General features: G+C 58.7%; 17 protein-coding genes. 3 read left to right on the forward strand and 14 right to left on the reverse strand.

From position 1 onward, the window contains the following. The 8 genes from QZ534_RS17190 to purU all read right to left on the reverse strand — a co-directional run. A partial coding sequence (locus QZ534_RS17190) for a S1 RNA-binding domain-containing protein (RefSeq protein WP_296936235.1) occupies window positions 1-608 on the reverse strand: 608 nt, incomplete at its 3' end. 130 nt (window positions 609-738) lie between these two features. Next, entirely contained in the window at window positions 739-1419 is a 681-nt protein-coding gene (gene cmk / locus QZ534_RS17195) for a (d)CMP kinase (protein WP_296936237.1), read from the reverse strand. Further along, window positions 1419-3647, reverse strand: a complete 2229-nt coding sequence (locus QZ534_RS17200) for a bifunctional prephenate dehydrogenase/3-phosphoshikimate 1-carboxyvinyltransferase (protein WP_296936239.1) — start codon at window positions 3645-3647, stop codon at window positions 1419-1421. The genes cmk and QZ534_RS17200 overlap by 1 nt, the downstream gene beginning before the upstream one ends. Before the next feature lies 1 nt (window position 3648). After that, entirely contained in the window at window positions 3649-4773 is a 1125-nt protein-coding gene (hisC, locus tag QZ534_RS17205) for a histidinol-phosphate transaminase (RefSeq protein ID WP_296936241.1), read from the reverse strand. A gap of 45 nt (window positions 4774-4818) precedes the next feature. Next, window positions 4819-5916, reverse strand: coding sequence for a prephenate dehydratase (pheA, locus tag QZ534_RS17210; protein ID WP_296936242.1), 1098 nt, complete (start codon window positions 5914-5916; stop codon window positions 4819-4821). Between the two features lie 2 nt (window positions 5917-5918). Continuing rightward, window positions 5919-7001 carry a 3-phosphoserine/phosphohydroxythreonine transaminase gene (gene serC / locus QZ534_RS17215; protein WP_296936243.1) on the reverse strand — a complete coding sequence of 361 codons (1083 nt, stop codon included), beginning with the start codon at window positions 6999-7001 and terminating at the stop codon, window positions 5919-5921. A gap of 50 nt (window positions 7002-7051) precedes the next feature. After that, entirely contained in the window at window positions 7052-9673 is a 2622-nt protein-coding gene (gene gyrA, locus QZ534_RS17220) for a DNA gyrase subunit A (protein ID WP_296936245.1), read from the reverse strand. A gap of 126 nt (window positions 9674-9799) precedes the next feature. Continuing rightward, entirely contained in the window at window positions 9800-10654 is an 855-nt protein-coding gene (purU, locus tag QZ534_RS17225; protein ID WP_296936246.1) for a formyltetrahydrofolate deformylase, read from the reverse strand. 143 nt (window positions 10655-10797) lie between these two features. Here purU and ggt point away from each other — a divergent pair, with 143 nt between their 5' ends. The 3 genes from ggt to ftsH are packed head-to-tail and all read left to right on the forward strand — an operon-like array spanning window position 10798 to window position 14762. After that, entirely contained in the window at window positions 10798-12561 is a 1764-nt protein-coding gene (ggt, locus tag QZ534_RS17230; RefSeq protein ID WP_296936247.1) for a gamma-glutamyltransferase, read from the forward strand. Between the two features lie 42 nt (window positions 12562-12603). Next, window positions 12604-12852: a thiamine-binding protein gene (locus tag QZ534_RS17235; RefSeq protein ID WP_296936248.1), complete on the forward strand. Its 249-nt coding sequence runs from the start codon at window positions 12604-12606 to the stop codon at window positions 12850-12852. After that, window positions 12849-14762 carry an ATP-dependent zinc metalloprotease FtsH gene (gene ftsH, locus QZ534_RS17240; RefSeq protein ID WP_296936249.1) on the forward strand — a complete coding sequence of 638 codons (1914 nt, stop codon included), beginning with the start codon at window positions 12849-12851 and terminating at the stop codon, window positions 14760-14762. The genes QZ534_RS17235 and ftsH overlap by 4 nt, the downstream gene beginning before the upstream one ends. A gap of 9 nt (window positions 14763-14771) precedes the next feature. Here ftsH and QZ534_RS17245 read toward each other — a convergent pair whose 3' ends face one another. The 6 genes from QZ534_RS17245 to cysT all read right to left on the reverse strand — a co-directional run bounded on the left by QZ534_RS17245 (window position 14772) and on the right by cysT (window position 21709). Further along, window positions 14772-15497 (reverse strand): divalent cation transporter, encoded by a 726-nt coding sequence (locus QZ534_RS17245; RefSeq protein ID WP_296936250.1) that lies wholly within the window; start codon window positions 15495-15497, stop codon window positions 14772-14774. 33 nt (window positions 15498-15530) lie between these two features. Next, entirely contained in the window at window positions 15531-16397 is an 867-nt protein-coding gene (locus QZ534_RS17250; protein ID WP_296936251.1) for a universal stress protein, read from the reverse strand. Beyond that, window positions 16390-18789 carry an AAA family ATPase gene (locus QZ534_RS17255; protein WP_296936252.1) on the reverse strand — a complete coding sequence of 800 codons (2400 nt, stop codon included), beginning with the start codon at window positions 18787-18789 and terminating at the stop codon, window positions 16390-16392. Before QZ534_RS17255 ends, QZ534_RS17250 begins: the two co-directional genes overlap by 8 nt. Before the next feature lie 130 nt (window positions 18790-18919). Continuing rightward, on the reverse strand, window positions 18920-20011 hold the full coding sequence (locus QZ534_RS17260; protein ID WP_296936253.1) for a TOBE-like domain-containing protein: 1092 nt from the start codon (window positions 20009-20011) through the stop codon (window positions 18920-18922). Window positions 20012-20020: 9 nt separating this feature from the next. Beyond that, the gene (cysW, locus tag QZ534_RS17265) at window positions 20021-20851 is read right to left on the reverse strand and encodes a sulfate ABC transporter permease subunit CysW (RefSeq protein ID WP_296936254.1); all 831 of its coding nucleotides are present in this window, start codon (window positions 20849-20851) and stop codon (window positions 20021-20023) included. A 3-nt stretch (window positions 20852-20854) separates the two neighbouring features. Further along, window positions 20855-21709, reverse strand: coding sequence for a sulfate/thiosulfate ABC transporter permease CysT (gene cysT / locus QZ534_RS17270; protein WP_296936267.1), 855 nt, complete (start codon window positions 21707-21709; stop codon window positions 20855-20857). Window positions 21710-21743: the final 34 nt, after the last annotated feature.

Raw genomic sequence — 21743 nt, forward strand, 5'->3', positions numbered from 1 at the left:
GTCAGGTTCTTGACGATACCCTTGATTTCCATACCCTCGGTCAGGGTTTCCAGCAGAGCTTCACGCTCGGCACTGTTCTCAGCTTCCAGAACGGCGCGGCGGGAAACAACCACGTTGTTACGCTTCTGGTCGAGCTTGATAACCTTGAATTCGAGTTCTTTGTTCTCCAGGTGCGCGGTGTCGCGAACCGGGCGAACGTCTACCAGCGAGCCAGGCAGGAAGGCACGGATGCCGGCCAGATCGACGGTGAAACCACCCTTGACCTTACCGTTGATGATACCCTTAACCACTTCCTCAGCTTCGAAGGACTTCTCGAGTACCTTCCAGGCTTCTGCACGCTTGGCCTTTTCACGGGACAGACGGGTCTCACCGAAGCCGTCTTCCACAGCGTCGAGAGCTACATCGACAACGTCGCCGATAGCAATTTCCAACTCGCCTTTTTCGTTAAGGAACTGGGAGGCGGGGATAACGCCTTCGGACTTCAGTCCGGCGTTAACGGTGACCCAGTCGTTATCGACGTCTACAACGGTTCCCTGGACGATGGAACCTGGCTGCATGTCAATTTCTTTCAGGCTTTCTTCAAAAAGATCCGCAAAGCTCTCGCTCATTATGAGTCCTATATGATCAACGCAAGTGTACTCCGTGCCACCAGCAACACGGTCTGTTAACAAGTTCCGGACTAAGCCTGTGGCTGGCAGATAGCGCTACGTCCGGCATTTCAACGACAAAAAGGTGTAGTCAGGCCTGACCTGCTGCGGCCATACACCTGTCCAACACCTCTTCTATACTCAACCCCGTAGAATCAATGACTTGCGCATCATCTGCGGGCTTGAGGGGGGCTGCGGAACGGTTCATATCCCGTTCATCACGAACCCGTATCTCCTCTAAAAGGGCGTCAATATTAACATCGACACCCGCGTCCTTCAACTGACTATAGCGTCTCTGCGCCCTCTCCTCGGCGCTTGCCGTCAGGAAGATCTTTACCGGCGCATCCGGAAAAACCACCGTTCCCATATCACGACCATCGGCCACCAGGCCCGGAGCCTGCCGAAAGTCGCGCTGGCGCTGCAAAAGAGCGTCCCGGACCGACTGAATCACGGCCACCTTCGAGGCATTATCGCCAGCCGATTCTGTACGTATATCTGCGGTCACATCCTGCCCGGCCAGAATGACCTTGATCGGCTCGCCCGCCGGTGTGGGCTCGAATGCCACATCCAGTCCGGCAGCGACTTTCACCAGCCCCGCTTCGTCATCCAGAGACACCCCCTGACGAACCGCGGCCAGCGCCGTGAGCCGGTACAAAGCACCACTATCAAGCAGGTGCCATCCCAGCTTTCGAGCCAGCATCTGGGTGATGGTGCCTTTGCCGGAACCTCCGGGACCATCAACAGTGATCACCGGCGCACTGCTATCAACCATTATTCAGCCCCCTCGGCTGAGATATTGATCCCCGTTCCTTGCGCAAGTTCCACAAATCCCGGGAAAGAAGTAGCCACATTCGCACAATCGGTGACTGTGATCTCTCCCACGGCACGCAGGGACGCCACTGCAAAGGACATCGCGATGCGGTGATCGCCGTGGCTGTTCACGGTACCGCCACCGATGGTCTGCCCACCATCAATGATAATGCCATCCGGCGTTACGGTAGTTTCCACGCCCAGCGCAGCAAGGCCATCTGCCATTACCTGGATCCGGTCGCTTTCCTTGACCCGAAGTTCCTCTGCGCCGCGCAGAACCGTGCGACCATTGGCGCAGGCTGCGGCGATGAACAGTACCGGGAATTCGTCAATGGCCAGGGGCACCTGATCCTCAGGGATGTCGATACCCTGGAGCTCCGCTGAGCGGACCCGCAGGTCGGCAACCGGCTCACCACCAATTTCGCGCTCGTCCAGAACCTCGATGCTGGCACCCATCTGGTTCAGGATATTGATCACGCCAACCCGGGTCGGGTTCATCCCCACGTGTCGCAGAATCAGATCGGACCCGGGGGCGATACTCGCTGCCACCAGGAAAAAGGCGGACGATGAGATATCAGCAGGCACATCAATATTGGTCGCCGTCAATTTACCACCACCGCTGACACTGGCCGTCGCGCCATCACGGTGAACGTGGTAGCCAAAGCCCGCCAGCATCCGCTCGGTATGATCGCGGGTGGGGGCCGGCTCAGTCACCGATGTGCTGCCCTCGGCATAAAGACCGGCCAGCAGTAGGCACGACTTCACCTGGGCGCTGGCCACCGGCATTTCATAATGAATACCCGACAGCTTCTGGCCGCCCCGGATTTTCAGCGGCGGGCGACCACCTTCCGCGGTATCGATCACGGCCCCCATTGCCCTGAGCGGCTCGGCAACCCGTCCCATTGGACGACCGGAGAGACTCGCATCCCCCGTCAGCTCCGAATCAAAGGGCTGAGCCGCCAGCAAGCCCGCGAATAACCGCATGGCTGTTCCAGAGTTGCCCAGGTAAAGCGGCCCACGAGGCGCCTGAAGCCCGTGCATGCCAACGCCATGAATGCGAACAAAGCCGTCTTCCGGGCCCTCAATGGTAACGCCCATATCCCGGAACGCCTGAAGCGTGGCAAGGCTATCCTCACCTTCCAGGAATCCCTTCACTTCCGTTATGCCTTCTGCCAACGCACCCAGCATTATGGAGCGGTGCGACATCGACTTGTCTCCGGGCGCCCGGATATCACCGGTAATCGCGCCACCGGGCTGAAGACGGAACGTTACCTGCTTTTCACTGTTGTTTGTCACGTAAGCCTGTCCTGAGAGCATCTTCGAAAAATGTTCACGCGCCGCCTTGGCGCGACTGAAAACCCGCAACAACGTGGCACTGTCCTGATTGGCAATGGCAGTACGCAGTTGTTCCAGATCGTGGGTAAAGTGGTCAATCACACGCAGAACCGCATCGCGGTTCGACAGAAAAATATCGTGCCACATCACCGGATCGCTGGCAGCAATCCGGGTAAAGTCCCTGAAACCACCGGCTGCGTAGCGGAAGATATCCATGTTCTCATCTTCACCTGCCAGGGTGTCCACCAGGGAGAATGCGATGAGGTGCGGCAAGTGGCTGGTGGCTGCCAGCACTTCGTCGTGATACGCCACTGACATGGTTAGTACCGTGGCACCGCAGCCCTCCCAGAGCTCCTTCAGGCGAGCAAGGTGCGGCTGACTCACATTGTCAGGCGGCGTAAGAATGACCTTGTGGTTAGCAAATAGCTCGGGATTGGCAGCCCTGATGCCGCTTTTCTCGGAACCGGCAATGGGATGGCCGGGAATGACCCGGGGCGACAGACTGCCAAACACTGCCTCGACATCCGTCACGAAGCTGGATTTGGTGCTGCCGACGTCCGTCAGTATCGCGTCAGGTTCCAGTACGGGCCGGATCTGCTCAAGAACCGCGCGGGTTGCACGCACCGGCACAGCCAGCACAACCAGGTCTGCACCCTGAACAGCCTCGGACACGTTTGATGCCGCCTGATCAATCACGCCCAACTCTTTACCGAGCTGCAGTTCCTCAATGCGCTGGTCAGCGCCGACAACCGTTCCCGCCAACCCGTTGCGCCGGATTGCGCAGGCCAGGGAGCCGCCAATCAATCCCAGACCAATCACCGCTACCCGTTTGAACAGAGGCTCCGAAGACACCATATCAGTCGCTGAGCCCCGATGCGGTAAGGGCCTGGGCCAGAGCCTCGATAAAGCGCTCGTTTTCTTCCGGAAGGCCGACAGACACCCGCAGATGCCGGGGCATGCCATAACCGCCGATGGGCCGGACAATCACACCGTGAGCGAGCAGGGACTGGTACACGCCCATGGCCTGCTCCCCCACTTCCACGGCCACGAAGTTCCCGGCCGACGGAATGTAGCTGAGCCCCATCCGGTCGAACGCTTCCTGCAACTGACGCAGGCCCGCCGTATTCACATCCCGGGAACGTTGCAGGTAGTCCTCGTCTTCCAGAACAGCCGTGGCGGCAGACAGGGCCACGGTATCCACGTTAAACGGCTGGCGCACCCGGTTCAGAATATCGGCAATCGCCGGCGAGGAGATGCTGTACCCAACCCGCAAAGCCGCCAGCCCCCAGGCTTTGGAAAACGTGCGGCAGACAATGAGATTCGGGAAGCGGCCCAGCAACTCAACACCATCCGGGTACTGCTCACCGGTCAGGTATTCGCAGTAGGCCTCATCCAGAACCACAAGCACGTTCTCGGGAATCTTTTTCAGGAACGACTCGATGGCTTCCGCTGTGTGAACCGTACCCGTGGGATTGTTCGGGTTGGCCACAAACACCAGGCGGGTGCGATCGCTAACCGCCGCAGCCATGGCGTCCAGATCATGCCCCCACTCCCGGGCAGGCACAGAAACGCCCTTGGCGCCAATAGCCTGGGTCACCAGGGGATAAACGGCGAACGCGTACTGTGAGAAGACGACTTCCGAATCAGCATCAGCGAAACACCGTGTGATCACTTCCAGAACATCGTTGGAGCCGTTACCGAGCGTAATCTGGTCCATTCCAACGTTCAGACGCTTCGACAAAGCCTGCTTCAGGTTGAATCCGTTACCATCGGGATACAGACAAAGCTCGGACAGCGCCTGCCGCGCCGCCGCAAGGGCCTTTTCGCTGGGCCCCAGCGGGTTTTCGTTGCTGGCAAGCTTGATGATTTCCGCCGGATTGAGGCCAAGCTCCCGGGCCAGTTCTTCAATCGGCTTGCCAGGCTGGTAGGGGGAGAGCGCCTGTACGCCGCGAACCGCCAGACTCTGGTAATCAATGGCCATAAATCGTCCTCGACACTCTTTGCTCAAAAACCCAGGTAAAGATACTCAAAGCACGCCAATCGGGTAAGAACCGAGGCGTTTGAGCTCAACGGCCTCTTCGTCGACTTCCGCCAGAACCTTACGAACCTGCTCGTCTTCCATGTGTCCCTCGAAATCGATGTAGAACACATAGGCCCAGGTGCCACTCGGCGACGGCCGTGTTTCAATCCTGGTGAGGCTCAGGCCATGGCGATGGAAAGGCTCGAGAAGCTGATAAAGGGCACCAGGCTTATTGCGCATGGACACCAGGATCGAGGACTTGTCGTGACCGCTGGCCGGCACTTCCTCCCGGCCGATGATCAGGAATCGGGTGGTATTGTCCGGGCGATCCTCAATGCTGTTCGCCAGCTTCTGCAGACCGTAAAGCTCGGCTGCCATGTCACCGGCAATGGCGGCAGTGCCCGGCTCCTCGGCGGCGCGGCGGGCAGCTTCCGCATTGCTCGAGACTGTGATCCGCTCAATACCGTAGCGATGGGTATCCAGCCACTGGCGACACTGGGCAAAAGACTGCTGATGGGAGTAAATCCGGGTGATTTCCTGGTCGCCGTGCTTCGGAGACACCAGCAGATGATGGTGAATCCGCAGCTGAACCTCACCGCAGATCTTCAGCGGCGAGGACATGAACATATCCAGGGTATGGTTGATCATACCCTCGGTAGAGTTTTCCACTGGTACCACGCCGTAGTGGGCTGCGCCGGACTCCACCTCCCGGAACACCGCATCAATAGCAGGCAAAGGCACGCTGACAACCGAGTGACCGAAGTGCTTGAGCGCTGCCGCCTGGGTGAAAGTGCCAATCGGCCCCAGGAAGGCAATGTGCATGGGCTTTTCCAGCGCCAGGCAGGCGGACATGATTTCCCGGAACAGACGGGCCATTTCCTCACCGGAAAGCGGCCCCGGATTCTGTTCCTTGATGCGCCGAAGCACCTGGGCCTCTCGCTCGGGACGGTAGAAAAAGACGTCCTGCCCCGGATTGGCGGTCATTTTGACATGGGCCACTTCCTGGGCACAGGCGGCCCTGGCGCTGATCAGCTCCATGATCTTCTGATCGATCTGATCGATCTCGTCCCGCAGCTCTCCGAGCCGAACCTGCTCGTCACTCATGATCAGCCACGCTCCTTCGCAAATTCGGTCATATAGTCAATCAGCGCGTCCACACCCGCCTCAGGCATCGCGTTGTAAATGCTCGCGCGCATCCCGCCAACCGAACGATGGCCGGCCAGGTTCAGCAGGCCACGGGCATTGGCGCCTTTCAGAAATTCGCCATTCAGGGCGTCATCGGCCAGCGTGAACGGCACGTTCATCCAGGACCGGAAGCGCGGATCGATCGGGTTGGCGTAAAACTCGTTGTTATCAATAAAATCATAGAGTTTGCGGGCTTTGCGTAGGTTGATCTCGCCCATCGCCGTAACGCCGCCCTGCTCTTTCAGCCATTTGAACACCAGACCGGCCAGGTACCAGGAATACGTAGCCGGCGTGTTGTACATGGATCCGTTATCCGCGATCACCTGATAGTTCATCATGGTCGGGGTCTCCTTACGGGCCTTGCCCAGGAGATCCTTGCGAATGATGACCACCACCAGCCCGGAGGGACCAATGTTTTTCTGGGCGCCGGCATAGATCAGGCCGAATTTCGACACATCCACCGGGCGCGAAAGCATGGTGGAGGACATGTCCGCCACGAGAGGCACGCCCCGGCTGTCCGGAATGAAATCGAATTCCAGGCCGCCAATGGTCTCGTTCGGAGTGTAGTGCAGGTACGCCGCCTCGGTGCTGGTCTGCCAGGAGGACTGGTCCGGGATGGTGGTAAAACCACTGTCCTCGGAACTGGCCACCACGTTCACCTTGCCGTAGCGACCGGCCTCGGCAATGGCTTTCTTCGACCAGATACCGGTGTTGACATAATCCGCAGAGCCTTTTTCGCCCAGCAGATTCAGGGGGATGGTGGAAAACTGGCTGGACGCCCCGCCCTGCATGAACAGCACGGCGTAATCCTCCGACACGCCCGCCAGCTCACGCAGATCCTTTTCCGCAGTTTCGGCAATCTGGACAAACTCGTCGCTGCGATGGCTCATTTCCATCACCGACATGCCGGTGCCGCGCCAATCGAGCATTTCATCCTGCGCCTGACGAAGCACGCTCTCCGGCAAGGTGGCCGGACCTGCACAAAAGTTATACGCCCTGCTCATGTTGCTGTTTTCTCTCGAGTCTTGCTGAATCTGTCTGTGGCGGTGCCGGCTTATTCTTCGCCGGCACTCTCGCCTTCTTCACCGTCTTCCGGGCTCTCGTCGGCAACAATCGGGTTGCCTTCGCTGTCGAGCTCCTCGTCGTCGGTTTCCGCAATCCGCTCTACGCCAACCAGACGCTCATCTTCCTGGCTCAGCTTGATCAGGCGAACGCCCTGGGTGTTCCGGCTCAGAACCGATACTTCATCCGTGCGGGTACGCACCAGCGTTCCCTTGTCGGAAATCAGCATCATTTCGTCGCCTTCGAACAGCTGCAGGGCCGTTACCAGGTTACCGTTACGCTCGGAGCACTGCATCGCGATAACACCCTGGCTACCGCGGCTGTAAGTCGGGAACTCGTCGATGGCGGTCCGCTTGCCGTAGCCGTTTTCAGAAGCGGTCAGAATAACCCCACCCTCCTGCGGAATGATCAGCGACACCACATGGTGACCTTCCGGCATCTTGATACCACGGACACCACGGGCTGTCCGGCTCATCGGACGAACGGCTTCCTCGTTGAAACGCACGGCCTTGCCAGCGGTCGAGAACAGCATGACCTCGGCATCACCCTTGGTAATGGCGGCACCGATCAGGGTATCGCCTTCATCCAGCGACAGGGCAATCAGACCGCTGCTGCGCGGGCGCGAGAAGTTCGGCAGCGGCGTTTTCTTGACCACGCCGGCGGAAGTGGCCATCAGCACGAACTGGTCTTCCGGATAGTCACGAACCGGCAGGAAGGTGGTGATACGCTCACCTTCGTCCAGCGGCAGGATGTTCACCATGGGCCGGCCACGGGAGGCACGGCTGGCTCGCGGAATCTCGAACACCCGCAGCCAATAAACCTTGCCACGGTTGGAGAAACACAGAATCGTGTCGTGGGAGTTGGCCACCAGCAACTTCTCAACGAAGTCTTCATCCTTCATGGAGGTGGCTGCCTTGCCGCGACCACCACGGCGTTGGGCCTGGTAGTCTTCCACTGCCTGGGTCTTCGCGTAACCGCTATGGGAAATGGTTACCACCAGGTCTTCTTCATCAATCAGGTCGGCGATGGTCAGGTCGCGACGGGAGCTGGTGATTTCGGTACGACGCTCGTCGCCAAACTCGCTGACGATGGCTTCCAGCTCTTCCCGGATCACCTGCAGCAGACGCTCTGGGTCGCCCAGAATATCGAGCAGATCGGCGATCTTCTCGAGAATTTCCTTGTACTCGTTCTGCAGCTTCTCGGTTTCCAGACCGGTCAGACGGTGCAGACGCAGATCCAGAATCGCCTGAGCCTGTTCCGGGGACAGATGGTACAGCCCCTCACGCAGACCATAGATTTCCGGCAGATCGTCTGGACGGCAGGCGTCCTGGCCGGCGCGCTCCAGCATGGCCATCACATCGCCCGGTGACCAGCCCTTGGCAATCAGCTTTTCCTTCGCTTCGGCGGCGGACGGCGAAGCTTTGATCAGCTCGATAATCTCGTCGATGTTGGCCAGGGCAACCGTCAAACCTTCCAGAATATGGCCACGCTCACGGGCCTTACGCAGCTCGTAGATGGTCCGGCGGGTCACCACTTCGCGGCGGTGGCGAACAAACGCATCCAGCAGCTGTTTCAGGTTCAGGGTTTTCGGCTCGCCATTGATCAGGCCAACCATGTTGATGCCGAATACGGTCTCAAGCTGGGTCTGGGCAAACAGGTTGTTGACCACAACGTCCGGGTTCTCGCCCCGACGCAGCTCGATCACCACCCGGATACCTTCCTTGTTGGATTCGTCCCGCAGCTCAGAGATACCTTCAAGACGCTTTTCTTTCACCAGCTCGGCGATCTTTTCGATCAGGCGGGCCTTGTTCAGCTGATACGGCAGCTCGGTGATGATGATGGCATCGCGGTTGGTCTTGTTGTCATGCTCGATCTCGTGACGGGCACGGATGTAGATCCGACCACGGCCGGTTCGGTAGGCCTCAACGATGCCAGCACGGCCATTGATAATGCCTTGGGTCGGGAAATCCGGGCCCGGAATGAATTCCATCAGCTCATCGATGGTCAGGTCCGGATTATCAATCAGCGCCAGGCAGCCATTCACGACTTCCGTCAGATTGTGGGGCGGAATATTGGTGGCCATACCAACGGCAATACCGGAGGAACCATTCACCAGAAGATTGGGAACCCGGGTGGGCAGAACCTCGGGAATCCGCTCGGTGCCGTCGTAGTTATCAACGAAATCGACGGTTTCCTTGTCCAGATCCGCCAGCAGGGAGTGGGCGATCTTCTCCATGCGGATCTCGGTGTAACGCATGGCAGCCGCGTTGTCACCGTCGATGGAACCGAAGTTGCCCTGGCCATCAACCAGCGGATACCGCAGGGAGAACGGCTGGGCCATACGTACGATGGTATCGTATACCGCAGAGTCACCGTGGGGGTGGTATTTACCAATCACGTCACCCACCACACGGGCGGACTTCTTGTAGGCCTTGTTCCAGTCGTTGTTCAGTTCGGACATGGCGAACAGAACCCGACGGTGAACCGGTTTGAGGCCGTCCCTCACGTCCGGAAGGGCCCGCCCGACGATTACGCTCATAGCGTAATCGAGGTAGGACTGCTTTAACTCGTCTTCAATATTGACCGGCAGGATCTCTTTGGCTAACTCACCCATCGAGAAAGGTTCCTTTGCGTTATCTGGAAGTCGTATCGGGACCGCTTCCCGGCCCCATAGTTATTCTTCAACAAGCCGCCAAGTCTACCACAGTCGCACCCTTTCCGGGGCAACTGTGAGGCAGCCTTAATCAAACACCACTGTCTTGTTTTCGTAGGTAATCACCCGGTCTTCGATGTGGGAACGCAGGCCCCGGGCCAGCACGTTCTTCTCCACATCCTTGCCCAGGCGAACCATATCCTCGATGGAATCGCTGTGGGTGATCCGGATAACGTCCTGCTCGATGATCGGGCCCTCGTCGAGGTCCTGGGTCACGTAGTGGCAGGTGGCGCCAATCAGCTTTACACCGCGGCTATAAGCCTGGTGGTAGGGACGCGCACCGGCGAAAGACGGCAGGAAGCTGTGATGAATATTGATCACCTTGCCGGAATACTTCTCACAGAGTTCACCGGGAAGGATCTGCATGTAACGGGCCAGCACAACCACGTCGGCTTCGTATTTCTGGAACAGCTCATCAATGTGCGCGAAGGCTTCCGCCTTGTTCTCCTTGCTGACCGGAACGTGGTGATACGGGATCTCGTGCCATTCCACCATCCGGCGCAGGTCGTCATGATTGGAGATGACCGCCACGATCTCGGCGTTGATCTCCTTGCTGTGCCAGCGGTGCAGCAGATCGGCCACACAGTGGGATTCCTTGCTGCACATCAGGATCACTTTCTTCGGCTGAGCCGAATCCGCGATGTGCCAGTTCATGTTGAACTCGCGGGCAATCGGCTCGAAAGCGGCACGGAACTGATCCAGGCCGAACGGAATCGAGGTGGCCTTGATCTCGTGCCGCATGAAAAACCAGCCGGTCTGGGTGTCGGAATGGTGACTCGCCTCGGTAATCCAGCCATTGTACGTCGACAGAAAATTACTCACCTTGGCGACAATTCCCACCCGGTCGGGGCAGGAAATCACAAGACGATAGGTATGCTCCATGAAAGCCTTTCCTTAACTGAAATCCGGGAAAGCAGGCGCGTCGGGGAATCACTACCGACATTCACGGCAGGTTAACGGTACGCACCTATGAAAATGACCGGCTATCATAGCCTATCTGAACGCCAGAAACGAGGAATGGAGATATGGACAGAGGCCTCTACCAACGCACGACAGACAACCTCGCCAGAAGGCGCTCAGGCCGCCTATCGATTGCGGCCGCCCTGGCCTTTTTGATGGCCGCCGGCCCGGCCCTCGGGCAGGCCATTCTCGAAGGAGAACGATTTCACCCGGTTACCGCGACCCAGGGCATGGTTGCCACCAGCCACACGCTGGCCACCGAGGTTGCCCTCGACGTGCTGAAAAACGGCGGCAATGCAATCGATGCGGCGGTAACAGCCGGTTTTGCCCTGGCCGTCACTCAACCCCGCTCCGGCAACATTGGCGGCGGCGGCTTTATGCTGATTTCCAAAGGCGACGGCTCAGACCCGGAAGCCATCGACTACCGGGAAAAAGCGCCCGCAGCCGCCACGGAAACCATGTTCCAGGACGAATCCGGTAATGTGGTTAAAAACCGTAGCCGCTTCACCCACCTGGCCGCTGGCGTGCCAGGCACCGTTGCAGGCCTGGCTCTGGCGCTGGAGCGACACGGCACCATTTCCCTGAAGCAAGCGCTGGCACCGGCCATAAAACTTGCAAGGGATGGATTCATCGTACCCCAGCGCTTCACCGAGGGGCTGGAACAGGCCCGGGACAGGCTTGAGCGATGGCCGGCTACCCGCGACACCTTTTATAAAGACGACGGCAGTGCCTGGCAGCCCGGTGAGCGCTTCCGCCAGCCTGACCTGGCAGCGACGCTCCAGCGAATTGCCGACAACGGTGTAAAGGGTTTTTACGAGGGCGAAACGGCCGAGCTGATCGCCAGCGAGATGGACCGGCATGGCGGCCTGATCACGTTGCAGGACCTGAAAGACTATTCCCCGGTGGTTCGAACCCCCGTTCACGGAAACTATCGCGGATACGATATTTTCTCCATGTCGCCACCCTCTTCCGGGGGCACCCACATTGTCCAGATCCTGAATATCCTGGAAGGCTTCCCCATGGCCGAGTTCGGCCATAACTCTGCCGATGCAATCCATCATATGGCAGAAGCCATGAAACTGGCCTACGCCGACCGCTCGAAATACCTCGGCGACACAGATTACGTGGATGTGCCGCTGGCAGGGCTGACGAGCAAAGGCTACGCGGAGGAACTCCGCAAAGGCATCGATCCGGACAAGGCTCGGCCGGCCAGCGAGATCAACCCGGGCCAGCCTGCTGCCTGGGAAAGCCCGGAGACCACCCATTTTTCTGTGGTGGATAAATGGGGTAATGCGGTGTCCAACACCTACACCATCAATTTCAGTTACGGATCCGGCATCACGGTAAAAGGCGCCGGCTTCCTGCTTAATAATGAAATGGACGATTTCAGTGCCAAGCCCGGCGTGCCCAACGCCTACGGACTGATCGGTGGCGAAGCCAACAAGGTGGAGCCCGGTAAACGTATGTTGAGCTCCATGTCGCCCACTATTGTAAAAAAGGATGGCAAAAACGTTCTGGTAACCGGCAGCCCGGGAGGCTCACGAATCATTACCACCACCTTGCAGGTGATCCTCAATGTGATTGATCATGGAATGAACATCCAGACCGCTGTGAGTGCACCTCGCATGCACCACCAGTGGCTTCCGGATGAAATCCGGATCGAACAGGGCATCAGCCCGGATACCATTCGGCTGCTGGAAACACGGGGGCACAAGGTGGTCGGCGGATCCGCCATGGGCGCCATCCAGAGCATTATGGTTGGCGAAGATGGAGTGCTAAAGGGTGGCGCAGACCCCAGGAGAAGTACTTCATCGGCCATGGGCTACTAGTGTTGACAATTGACCAGGGTCACTGCCCTGAAAGGAGGCATCATGTATCTTTCTGTACAACTCAGCTGGTATCCCCTGAACGAGGAATACAAAGAGCCAATCCGCAACCTTATCACCCGACTGGAGCAAACCGGGCTGGAAGTATACCCGGGGCGTATGAGCACGGAAATTTTCGGAGACTATGATGAGGTTATGAGCGTTCTTTCGGACACCATGAAGTGGTCGTTCGAAACCTACGGCAAATCCGTCTTCGTGGCGAAGATCATGGAGGGCGATCGGAGACCGAAATGACAGCACCGAGTGGGCCAGACAACCAACAACAGAAGCCGGACCAGAACCAACAGCCGGCAATCCCGAACCAGTTCGCGTTCCTGTGGCTCAGTGCCGCCATCTTCCTGATGGTGCTCTGGCTTCAGGACGGCGGACAACCCCGGTTACAGGATCTGGCCTACTCCGAATTCAAAACCGCCGTCATGAATGATCAGGTGGCCGAGGTCACTCTTAAAGAAGAATCCATTACCGGCCTGTTTACCGACAGCGGTGCGGCCGACTTCAGTTCTGACAGTCCCGCACGAACCAGCACCCCGGGCTTCCAGACCATCCGCCCGCCCATGGAAGACCCGTCTCTGCTCACCCTGTTGGAGGAGCACGAGATAACCATCCGCGCCACCCCCTCTGGGCTTCCCTGGTGGCAGGAAATGATCCGCAGCTTCCTGCCCTGGATCCTCCTGCTGGCGTTGATGTTCTGGTTCTGGGGCGCCGCCCAGAAGCGGATGACCCAAGGGGGCGGGCCGTTCGATTTCAGCCGCTCCAAGGCAAGACGAGCCCGCAAAGAAACCTCTACCGCCACCCTCGATGACGTGGCCGGCATTGAATCCGCCAAGCGGGAAATCGCCGAGATCATCGATTTTCTGAGGTCTCCCGAGAAATACCGGGCCCTGGGTGCCGTGATGCCCAAGGGTGTGCTTCTCGTTGGCCCGCCGGGCACCGGCAAAACCCTTCTGGCCCGCGCCATTGCCGGCGAGGCCGAAGTACCCTTCTACAGCATCAGTGCCTCGGAATTCATAGAAATGTTCGTGGGTGTGGGCGCCGCCCGGGTTCGGGACATGTTCAAGGAGGCCCGCAAGGACGCTCCGGCGTTGATCTTCATCGACGAACTGGATGCGGTCGGCCGCTCCCGTGGTGCTGGCCTGGGTGGCGGCCACGATGAGCGGGAACAGACCCTGAACCAGATTCTCACCGAGATGGACGGTTTCGAGGCCCATGAGAATGTTCTTGTACTGGCGGCCACCAACCGACCCGATGTCCTGGACAGCGCCCTGCTCCGGCCCGGTCGTTTTGACCGCAAGATCACCCTCGACCGCCCCCACAAGGAGGCCCGCGAGGCGATTCTGAAAGTTCACGTGCGCAAGGTACCACTTGCCAACGATGTCGACCTTGAGCAACTGGCTGCGCGCACCATCGGTTTCTCAGGGGCGGACCTGAAGAACCTTGTGAATGAGGCAGCGCTTACGGCGGCCCGGGAAAACCTGCACGAGGTAAACGCTCATTGTTTCGAGCTGGCTCGTGACAGGATCATTCTTGGCGAGGAACGGGATACCAAGCTCACTCCCAAGGAACGGGAGGCCGTTGCCTACCACGAGTGCGGCCACGCCATCATGGCCTATTACATGCCCAACGCAGACCCCCTCACCAAGCTGACGATCATTCCACACGGCATGGCAATGGGGGTGACGGAACAAACACCCAAAGAAGATCACTATACCTATACGGAGAGCTATCTGAAGGATCGCATCAAGGTGATGCTCGGCGGCCGCTGCTCCGAAAAACTGATCTACGGCGAAGTCAGCACCGGCGCCCAAAACGATCTTAAGGAAGCCACTGCACTGATACGCAAGATGATTGGCCAATGGGGTATGAGTGAAAAGATCGGTCCCCTTGGACTGAGCATCGGAGAAGAGAATGTGTTTCTTGGCCGGGAAATGGGCCTGCCCAGGGAATTCTCCGAGAAGATGGCCGAGATGATCGACGGGGAAATCCAGTCCCAACTGCTGGCTCTGGAAAAAGCGACCCTGGACTTTCTGACCGAGCACCGAAACCAGCTGGAAGCACTGGCCAAAGCCGTACTGAAGCACGAAACCCTGTCTGCCGAAGATGTCGAGGAAATCCTGCGCAAGGAAGACGCCCGGAAAATTGCCTGACCTGGTGGATCAGACCTGCCCCACCAGGTCATGGCTGAACAGCGCCAGGCAGAACCCCACAACCGCCCCCAGCGGCGGCCCCCAGTGGTGTTCAAGCCTGGATTGCGGGGCAATATCCTGAAAGATCAGGTAGAGAATACCGCCCGAAGCGATCAGCATGATCGCGCCCAACACCAACGGGCGCTCCGACAGGAAAAAATAACCGAGCAGACCGGCCAGCGGTCCGGTCACTACGAGGCAGGTCATGAACAACAGGGTTTTCGTGGAGGTATATCCCGGCAGGCTGACCAACTCCCGGTACGCATTGAACCCCTCGGGCAGATTCTGCATTGCAATCAGCACAGCCATGAGCACCGCCGTCTCCGGGCTCACAACGGCAAGACCGCCAAGCGCCGTGGCCTCCGGAACAAAGTCGAGCATCACCCCCATCAGCTGAGGAGACTCGCGACGCTTCAGGCCAAGAATGCGCTCTATCCCGAAGAAAAGCAGTCCACCAGCAATGATGGCAGGAATGGCCCAGAGGGAATCCCCCATACTGGATTGTCCCTCGGGAATCAGAACCACTGAAACCGCACCCAACAATATCCCGCCGCCCAGAGCGATCAGAAAATGGCGGACTTCCTGTTCCAGCCAGTTTGGACGGATGCGTTCGAAGCTGGCGAGCAAACCGCCAAGTGGAATACAGGCACCGGCAAGGACGGTCAGGCCGACAATGTAGAGAATGTCCGTGAACATCGGATATCAGACCTATGGAACAGGCTGGAGAATTTAAGGCGTGACCGTAACCGGAAGATTCAGTGCCACCAGCAACCGCTCTGCGCCCGGCTCCTGAAACAATGTACAGTCGCGACTGAGCACCAACTGGACAGCCCTCTCCTGTCGCAAAATGCCGGCTATGGTGGCCGGATCCGTTGACGGCAGAGACCTTACACGAAGGTCCGTTTCCTTAATACCCAGATCCCGCACGATGTCTTTCAGATCCTCGGATGACACAGTCGAATCTGCCCCAATCAACAGCGTCACTGGCCTGTGAGAGTGATGTGCCTGGTCCGCGGCCGCCTGGATAGCGTGGCTATTGGCATCCCTGTGGTCATTGAGAAACACAACAATCCGGCCCAGAGGTTCCACCCGGCCTTCGCACCAGAGCAATACCCTTCCCCGGGAACGGCGCACAAGGCCCTTCGCAGTGGAGCCCAGGCGCGCCCCGGGCGCTGAGGACCAGCCAACCCGGCCCATTACCAGAAGATCCTGGGGGCCGGCGAGAGCCAGCACTTCCTCAATGACATGGCCACGGGCGACGCTCAGGGTATGCCTGCCACCGAAGGGCGCTACGGCACCGGCAAGGGCCCGACGTGCCTCGTTCGCCAACCTTTGCATTCGCTGTTCAACCTCACCAGCAGCCAAAGGGCGACTTATGCCGGACGACGCACCCACCTCGCGGGCAAAGCCATAGCCGGCGCTTCTTAGCTGGTTCAATTCCTCGACAAATACGCCTAGCACGTCGGCACCCGACTTCGCGGCAATCTCGGCCGCCGCCTGCAAGGCCGCGTAACTCATTCTGGAACCGTCCAGAAGCACCAGCACACGACCGGTTGTGGTAACGGGATCAGTCTCGGCTGCTCGTGTATCAGTCACGATCCTTGCCTCCGTTGCTGTTCGCTTCTCCGTTCTCATCCCGCTTCTTGCTGGCTTCCGCGAACTTCTCGAGGCGCTCGGCAACCCGGAAGTTGAAGCTGTTCTCCGGAAACTCGCCACTGCTGTCCGGTTCTCCGGCCTCAAGACCGGTTAAAAGTTCTATCGCCTCATTGATATCGGAGATTGGATAGATACGGAACCGGTCTTCCGCAATGGCCTGCCTCACATCGGCTCTGAGCATCAGGTGCTCAACGTTGCTGGCAGGGAGTAGAATCCCCTGCCCGCCGATCTCGCCAGCTTCCTTGCAAACATCAAAAAAGCCCTCGATCTTCTCATTCACGCCGCCCACTGCCTGAACTTCGCCGTGCTGGTTCATGGACCCTGTTACGGCGAAGGACTGTTTAAGTGGCACCCGGGAAATGGCTGATAGTAGAACGCAGGTTTCCGCCACCGAGGCGGAATCACCTTCAACACCACCATAGGACTGCTCGAAAGCCAGGCTTGCTGACAAGGACAGCTCCCCATCACCGGCGTAACGACTTGCAAGGAACCGCGAAAGAATCATTACTGCCTTGCTGTGAATGGGGCCACCCAGTTTGGCCTCACGTTCGATATCCACCACCTGTCCCTTGCCCGGTCTGGCAGTGGCTGTAATCCTGGTAGGCTGCCCGAACATGGACGCTCCGAGCCTGAGAACGGAAAGCCCATTCACCTGAGCCACTTCTTCACCGGCAGTGGCAATCATCACCACCCCCCGGCTGATTTGCTCGCGGCTTCGCTCCCGCACCCGGCTGGCCCGGTATTCCCGCTCCTCAATCGCCTGCTGGATATGGCTGGCCTCAACGGTATCTGCACCGGACTGATCGGCCCAATGGTCGGCCTCGCTCAGGATATCCCGGAGCACCCGGTCGTGGGCGGTGAGCTTGCGCTGATCCGCCGCCAGCCGGCTGGCATGCTCGATCAGCCTGGCGACGGCACCTCGCTCCAGCGGCCGCATTTTCAGAGCCCGGGCCATGGTGGCGATCATACGGGCGTATAGCTCATAGCACTCTTCGTTCCGGTCGAGGTCGTCCTCGAAATCCGCTTCCACCTTGAACAGATCCAGGAAGTCCGGATCGTAATGGGACAACAGGTAGTACAACATCCGGTCCCCGAGCAGGACTACCTTGACCGACACCGGAATCGGCTCCGGCTGCAGGCTGACGGTACTCACCAACCCATAGAGCCGCTCCAGGGACTCGATGCGGATCTCGCCGGAGGAAAGAATCCGCTTCAGGCTCTCCCAAGCCATTGGCTGCGTCAGCACCCGGCGGGCGTCAATGATCAGATAGCCGCCATTAGCACGGTGCATGGAGCCACCGCGAATCAGGGTGAAATCCGTATAGAGATTGCCCTGGCGGGCCCGATGTTCGATCTGCCCTGCCAGATGCTGATGGTTGGGCAGATCCTCGTAGATAACTGGCGCGCCGACGGTTTCGGCATTATCCACCAGCAAATTAACCTTGTAGCGAGCCAGAAGGCCCGCTGGTGGCCCGTTATCCCCGTCCTGAAAGGCTTCGGCGTGTTCCACCACGTCTTCGCGAACGGCATCCAGATAATCGACAATATCCGGAAGATGCGACCACTTCTCCCTGAGCTCCCCTATTGGGCCACCCAGGGTCAGTTGCACCATCTCTTCATTGAGTGCATGAACCCGCTCCCGCACTTCTTTCCGCATTCTGGGAATCTGCTGAATAGTCTGCTGCAGCTTTTTCTGAAGCTCCTCAACCTTGGATTCAACCAGCTGCTTCTCTTCATCAGAGAATTTCTTGTATTCCTCAGGATCAATCACCTCGCCCTTGCGCATGGGGGCAAAGGTAAAGCCGGCTGGCGTGGTGATCATGGCGATGTTATTGCGGTTCGCCTCTTCCTGGATATCAAACAGTCCCTGGTGCTGCCGCCTGGCCATTTCTTCCTGGAGCTCCTGCAACCGGGCCTGGTACTCCTCGCTTTCAAAAGCGGCTGGAATAACCGTGCGCAGCTCCTCGGCAAGATCGTTCATGTCTTTCTTGAATTGCCGCCCTTCTCCGGCCGGCAGCTTCAATGCATTCGGCCTGTCCGAGAACTGGAAGTTATAGACATGGCACCAATCCGGCGGAACCGGTTGCCTGGCGGCGTGCAGGGAAAGAAAGCGTTCGACAAGTTCATGCTTACCCGCCCCGGAAGGCCCGAGCACAAAGAGATTGAAACCCTCCGCCTGGATGCCGGCGCCAAATTCCAGCGCCCTAAGCACCCTGTCCTGACCATAAGGACGCTCAAGGTCTTGCAGGTCTTCTGTAGTAATGAAATCCAGCTTGTCTTCCGGACAACCATGGTAGACCTGGTTTTCGGTTAACGGGGCGGGTAGTGGCATTACATCCTCCTGATGGTTCCCAACCGAAAGTGGGATACGCCGATTACATCGAACGAGTAATCCGGGGGCAACGCCCCCTCATCAGGAAACTATAGATTATGGCTGGCGCCCTGCTCCAACAATCAGGGCACTAACGCCACTCGAGGGTCTTGGGCTCCGCCGCATGTTCACAGAACAGGTGCCCCACATCGGGCACGGCAAAGCAGCGATCGCCTCGCTGGGGTTGGCGGGCGTTGAACTCGGTGTGGCTGATGCCAACCTCCCACAGCTCCTCACACTCCCAGCCATCGGGCTTGAGTTCTATCCGCACTTCGGCGCCGATCAGGTTGATAGCCTCAATGCGGAATGGCAGGTGGGCCTGGTCACTGGCGGCCTGGGTCAGGCGCACTTCGTGGGGGCGCAGGTAGAGCTGGGCGTCGTCATTTTCGCAGCCCTCGGGCAGGCGAATCCAGGCATCACCCTGGCGCATGACACCGTCACCAATCCGGCCGGAAAGTACGTTCACCTGGCCAAGAAACTCGAACACAAACCGGCTGTCCGGACGGCCATAGAGCTCCAGAGGCGTATCAACCTGCTCAATCCGGCCATTGCTCATCACCACCACCTGATCCGAGAGCTCCAGTGCTTCTTCCTGATCGTGGGTCACGAACACGCTGGTGAAGTGCAATTCGTCATGGAGGCTGCGCAACCAGCGTCGCAGGTCTTTTCGCACTTTGGCGTCAAGCGCGCCGAAGGGTTCATCCAACAAGAGAATTTCCGGGCGCATGGCCATGGCCCGAGCCAAAGCAATGCGCTGCTTCTGGCCACCGGAGAGTTGCGCCGGGTAACGGTCAGCCAGATGTTCCAGCTGCACCATCTCCAGCAGGTCTTTCACCCGCTTGCGGATTTCCGGCTTACCCGGGCGTTCCTTGCGTGGAAGCACATTCAGGCCAAACGCCACGTTCTCGGCCACCGTCATGTGGCGGAACAGCGCATAGTGCTGGAACACAAAACCCACGCGCCGGTCCCGCACATGCAGATCGGTTACATCCCTGCCGCTGAACCGGATTCTGCCCTCTTCCGGTGTTTCCAGGCCGGCGATAATCCGCAGCAGCGTGGTCTTGCCCGAACCGGAAGGGCCCAGCAGTGCCGTGAGCTGGCCGTCCGGAATGGTCAGATTGATGTCATGCAGGGCCTGGAACTTGTCGAAAAACTTGTTGATACCCTGTATCTCGATGCTCATTGGAAACCCTTAGTTACGACTCTGACGCCATTCAACAATGGCCTTCACGACAAGAGTGATCAGCGCGATGCCAGCCAGCAGGGAAGATGCTGCGAACGCGCCTACGGTGTTGTAATCCTGGTAAAGCAGCTCAACCTGCAACGGCAGCGTATTGGTCTCGCCCCGGATGTTGCCGGACACCACCGATACGGCGCCAAATTCGCCAACGGCCCGGGCGTTGGTGAGGATCACGCCGTAAAGAAGCGCCCAACGAATGTTCGGGAGGGTAACGCGACGGAACAGCTGCCAGCCGGAGGCACCCAGCACCACACCGGCTTCTTCCTCTTCCCGACCCTGTTGCTGCATCAGCGGAATCAGCTCTCTGGCCACGAACGGACAGGTCACAAATACCGTGACCATCACGATGCCCGGCCAGGAGAACATCAGTTGAATGTCGTATTCACCGAGCCACTGCCCTACCCAGCCATTACTGCCGTAAAGCAGCAGGAACAGCAAGCCGGCCACGACTGGAGACACGGCGAACGGGATATCAATGAGGGTGGTGAGCAACTTTCGCCCGGGGAACCGGAAGCGGGTCACCAGCCAGGCCAGGAAGACACCAAAGACCATGTTCAGTGGCACAGTGAGCAGCGCAACCACGAGCGTCAGGCCAATGGCATGAAGCGTGTACTCGTTGAGAATATTGCTGACGTAACCGGCCCAGCCCTCGGCAAACGCCTGCACAAAAATCAGCACCAGGGGCATGAACAGCAATAAAACGGTCAGAACAACAGCCAAACCGATCAGCGTGCGACGAACCAGCGGGCTGTCGCCAACGCGACGATGTTTACGCGCAGCCATGCCTTAACCTCCGTGCAGGCGCTTGAGGTAGCGCCCCTGCCAGACGTTGATCGCCAACAGCAGCAACAGTGATACGGTCATCACCACCGCGGCAATGGCACTCGCCGCCGGAAAATCGTATTCCTCCAGGCGAACAAAGATCATCAGACTGATCACTTCACTGATATAGGGCGAGTTGCCGGCAATAAAGATAACCGCGCCGTACTCCCCAAGACTTCGGGCAAACGAAAGCGCACCACCGGTCACCACAGCAGGCCAGAGCGTGGGGAACAGGATCTTCCGGAAGACCGTCATATCCGAAGCACCCAGGCTCATGGCAGCTTCTTCATCCTCCGGGGCCATTTCCTCGAGTACCGGCTGAACCGTGCGCACCACAAACGGCACGCTGGTAAACGCCATCGCCACCACGATGCCCAGCGGTGTAAAGGCAACTTCAATGCCCAGATCGGCGAGATACTGGCCATACCAGCCGTTCTCGGCAAACAGGGTGGCGAGCGTGATGCCGGCCACGGCGGTTGGCAGGGCAAACGGCAGATCCATGATCGCATCCAGCAGTCGCTTGCCCGGAAACTCGTAACGCACCAGAACCCAGGCCATCAGCAGGCCGAACACGCAGTTGAACAGGGAGGCCGCCAGGGCCGCCAGCGCGGTCACTTTATAGGATGCAACCACCCGGGGATCGGTGATCACAAACCAGAACTGCTCCCAGCCCATGCCGGCGGCACGGATAAACAGGCCGCTGATGGGCAGAAGCAGCACCAGGCTGATAAAGAAAAGCGAAATGCCGAGGCTCAGCCCGAACCCCGGCAAAACGCGTTTGGTGGCAGGAGCGCTCAGCCGCTTTGCCGGGCGCTCCATAACGTCAGTGGTGGCCATGGATCAGATGCGCAGC

The sequence above is a fragment of the uncultured Marinobacter sp. genome (genome assembly GCF_913055835.1).
GTDB lineage: Bacteria > Pseudomonadota > Gammaproteobacteria > Pseudomonadales > Oleiphilaceae > Marinobacter.

Excerpts from the sequence above, each read along its gene's own strand:
- cysW (WP_296936254.1), bottom strand. The coding sequence starts at position 20,851 with ATGGCTGCGCGTAAACATCGTCGCGTTGGCGACAGCCCGCTGGTTCGT.
- ggt (WP_296936247.1), top strand. The coding sequence starts at position 10,798 with ATGGACAGAGGCCTCTACCAACGCACGACAGACAACCTCGCCAGAAGG.
- purU (WP_296936246.1), bottom strand. The coding sequence starts at position 10,654 with ATGGAGCATACCTATCGTCTTGTGATTTCCTGCCCCGACCGGGTGGGA.
- pheA (WP_296936242.1), bottom strand. The coding sequence starts at position 5,916 with ATGAGTGACGAGCAGGTTCGGCTCGGAGAGCTGCGGGACGAGATCGAT.
- QZ534_RS17260 (WP_296936253.1), bottom strand. The coding sequence starts at position 20,011 with ATGAGCATCGAGATACAGGGTATCAACAAGTTTTTCGACAAGTTCCAG.
- QZ534_RS17245 (WP_296936250.1), bottom strand. The coding sequence starts at position 15,497 with ATGTTCACGGACATTCTCTACATTGTCGGCCTGACCGTCCTTGCCGGT.
- QZ534_RS17235 (WP_296936248.1), top strand. The coding sequence starts at position 12,604 with ATGTATCTTTCTGTACAACTCAGCTGGTATCCCCTGAACGAGGAATAC.
- QZ534_RS17200 (WP_296936239.1), bottom strand. The coding sequence starts at position 3,647 with ATGGTGTCTTCGGAGCCTCTGTTCAAACGGGTAGCGGTGATTGGTCTG.
- hisC (WP_296936241.1), bottom strand. The coding sequence starts at position 4,773 with ATGGCCATTGATTACCAGAGTCTGGCGGTTCGCGGCGTACAGGCGCTC.
- serC (WP_296936243.1), bottom strand. The coding sequence starts at position 7,001 with ATGAGCAGGGCGTATAACTTTTGTGCAGGTCCGGCCACCTTGCCGGAG.
- gyrA (WP_296936245.1), bottom strand. The coding sequence starts at position 9,673 with ATGGGTGAGTTAGCCAAAGAGATCCTGCCGGTCAATATTGAAGACGAG.
- ftsH (WP_296936249.1), top strand. The coding sequence starts at position 12,849 with ATGACAGCACCGAGTGGGCCAGACAACCAACAACAGAAGCCGGACCAG.
- QZ534_RS17255 (WP_296936252.1), bottom strand. The coding sequence starts at position 18,789 with ATGCCACTACCCGCCCCGTTAACCGAAAACCAGGTCTACCATGGTTGT.
- cmk (WP_296936237.1), bottom strand. The coding sequence starts at position 1,419 with ATGGTTGATAGCAGTGCGCCGGTGATCACTGTTGATGGTCCCGGAGGT.
- cysT (WP_296936267.1), bottom strand. The coding sequence starts at position 21,709 with ATGGAGCGCCCGGCAAAGCGGCTGAGCGCTCCTGCCACCAAACGCGTT.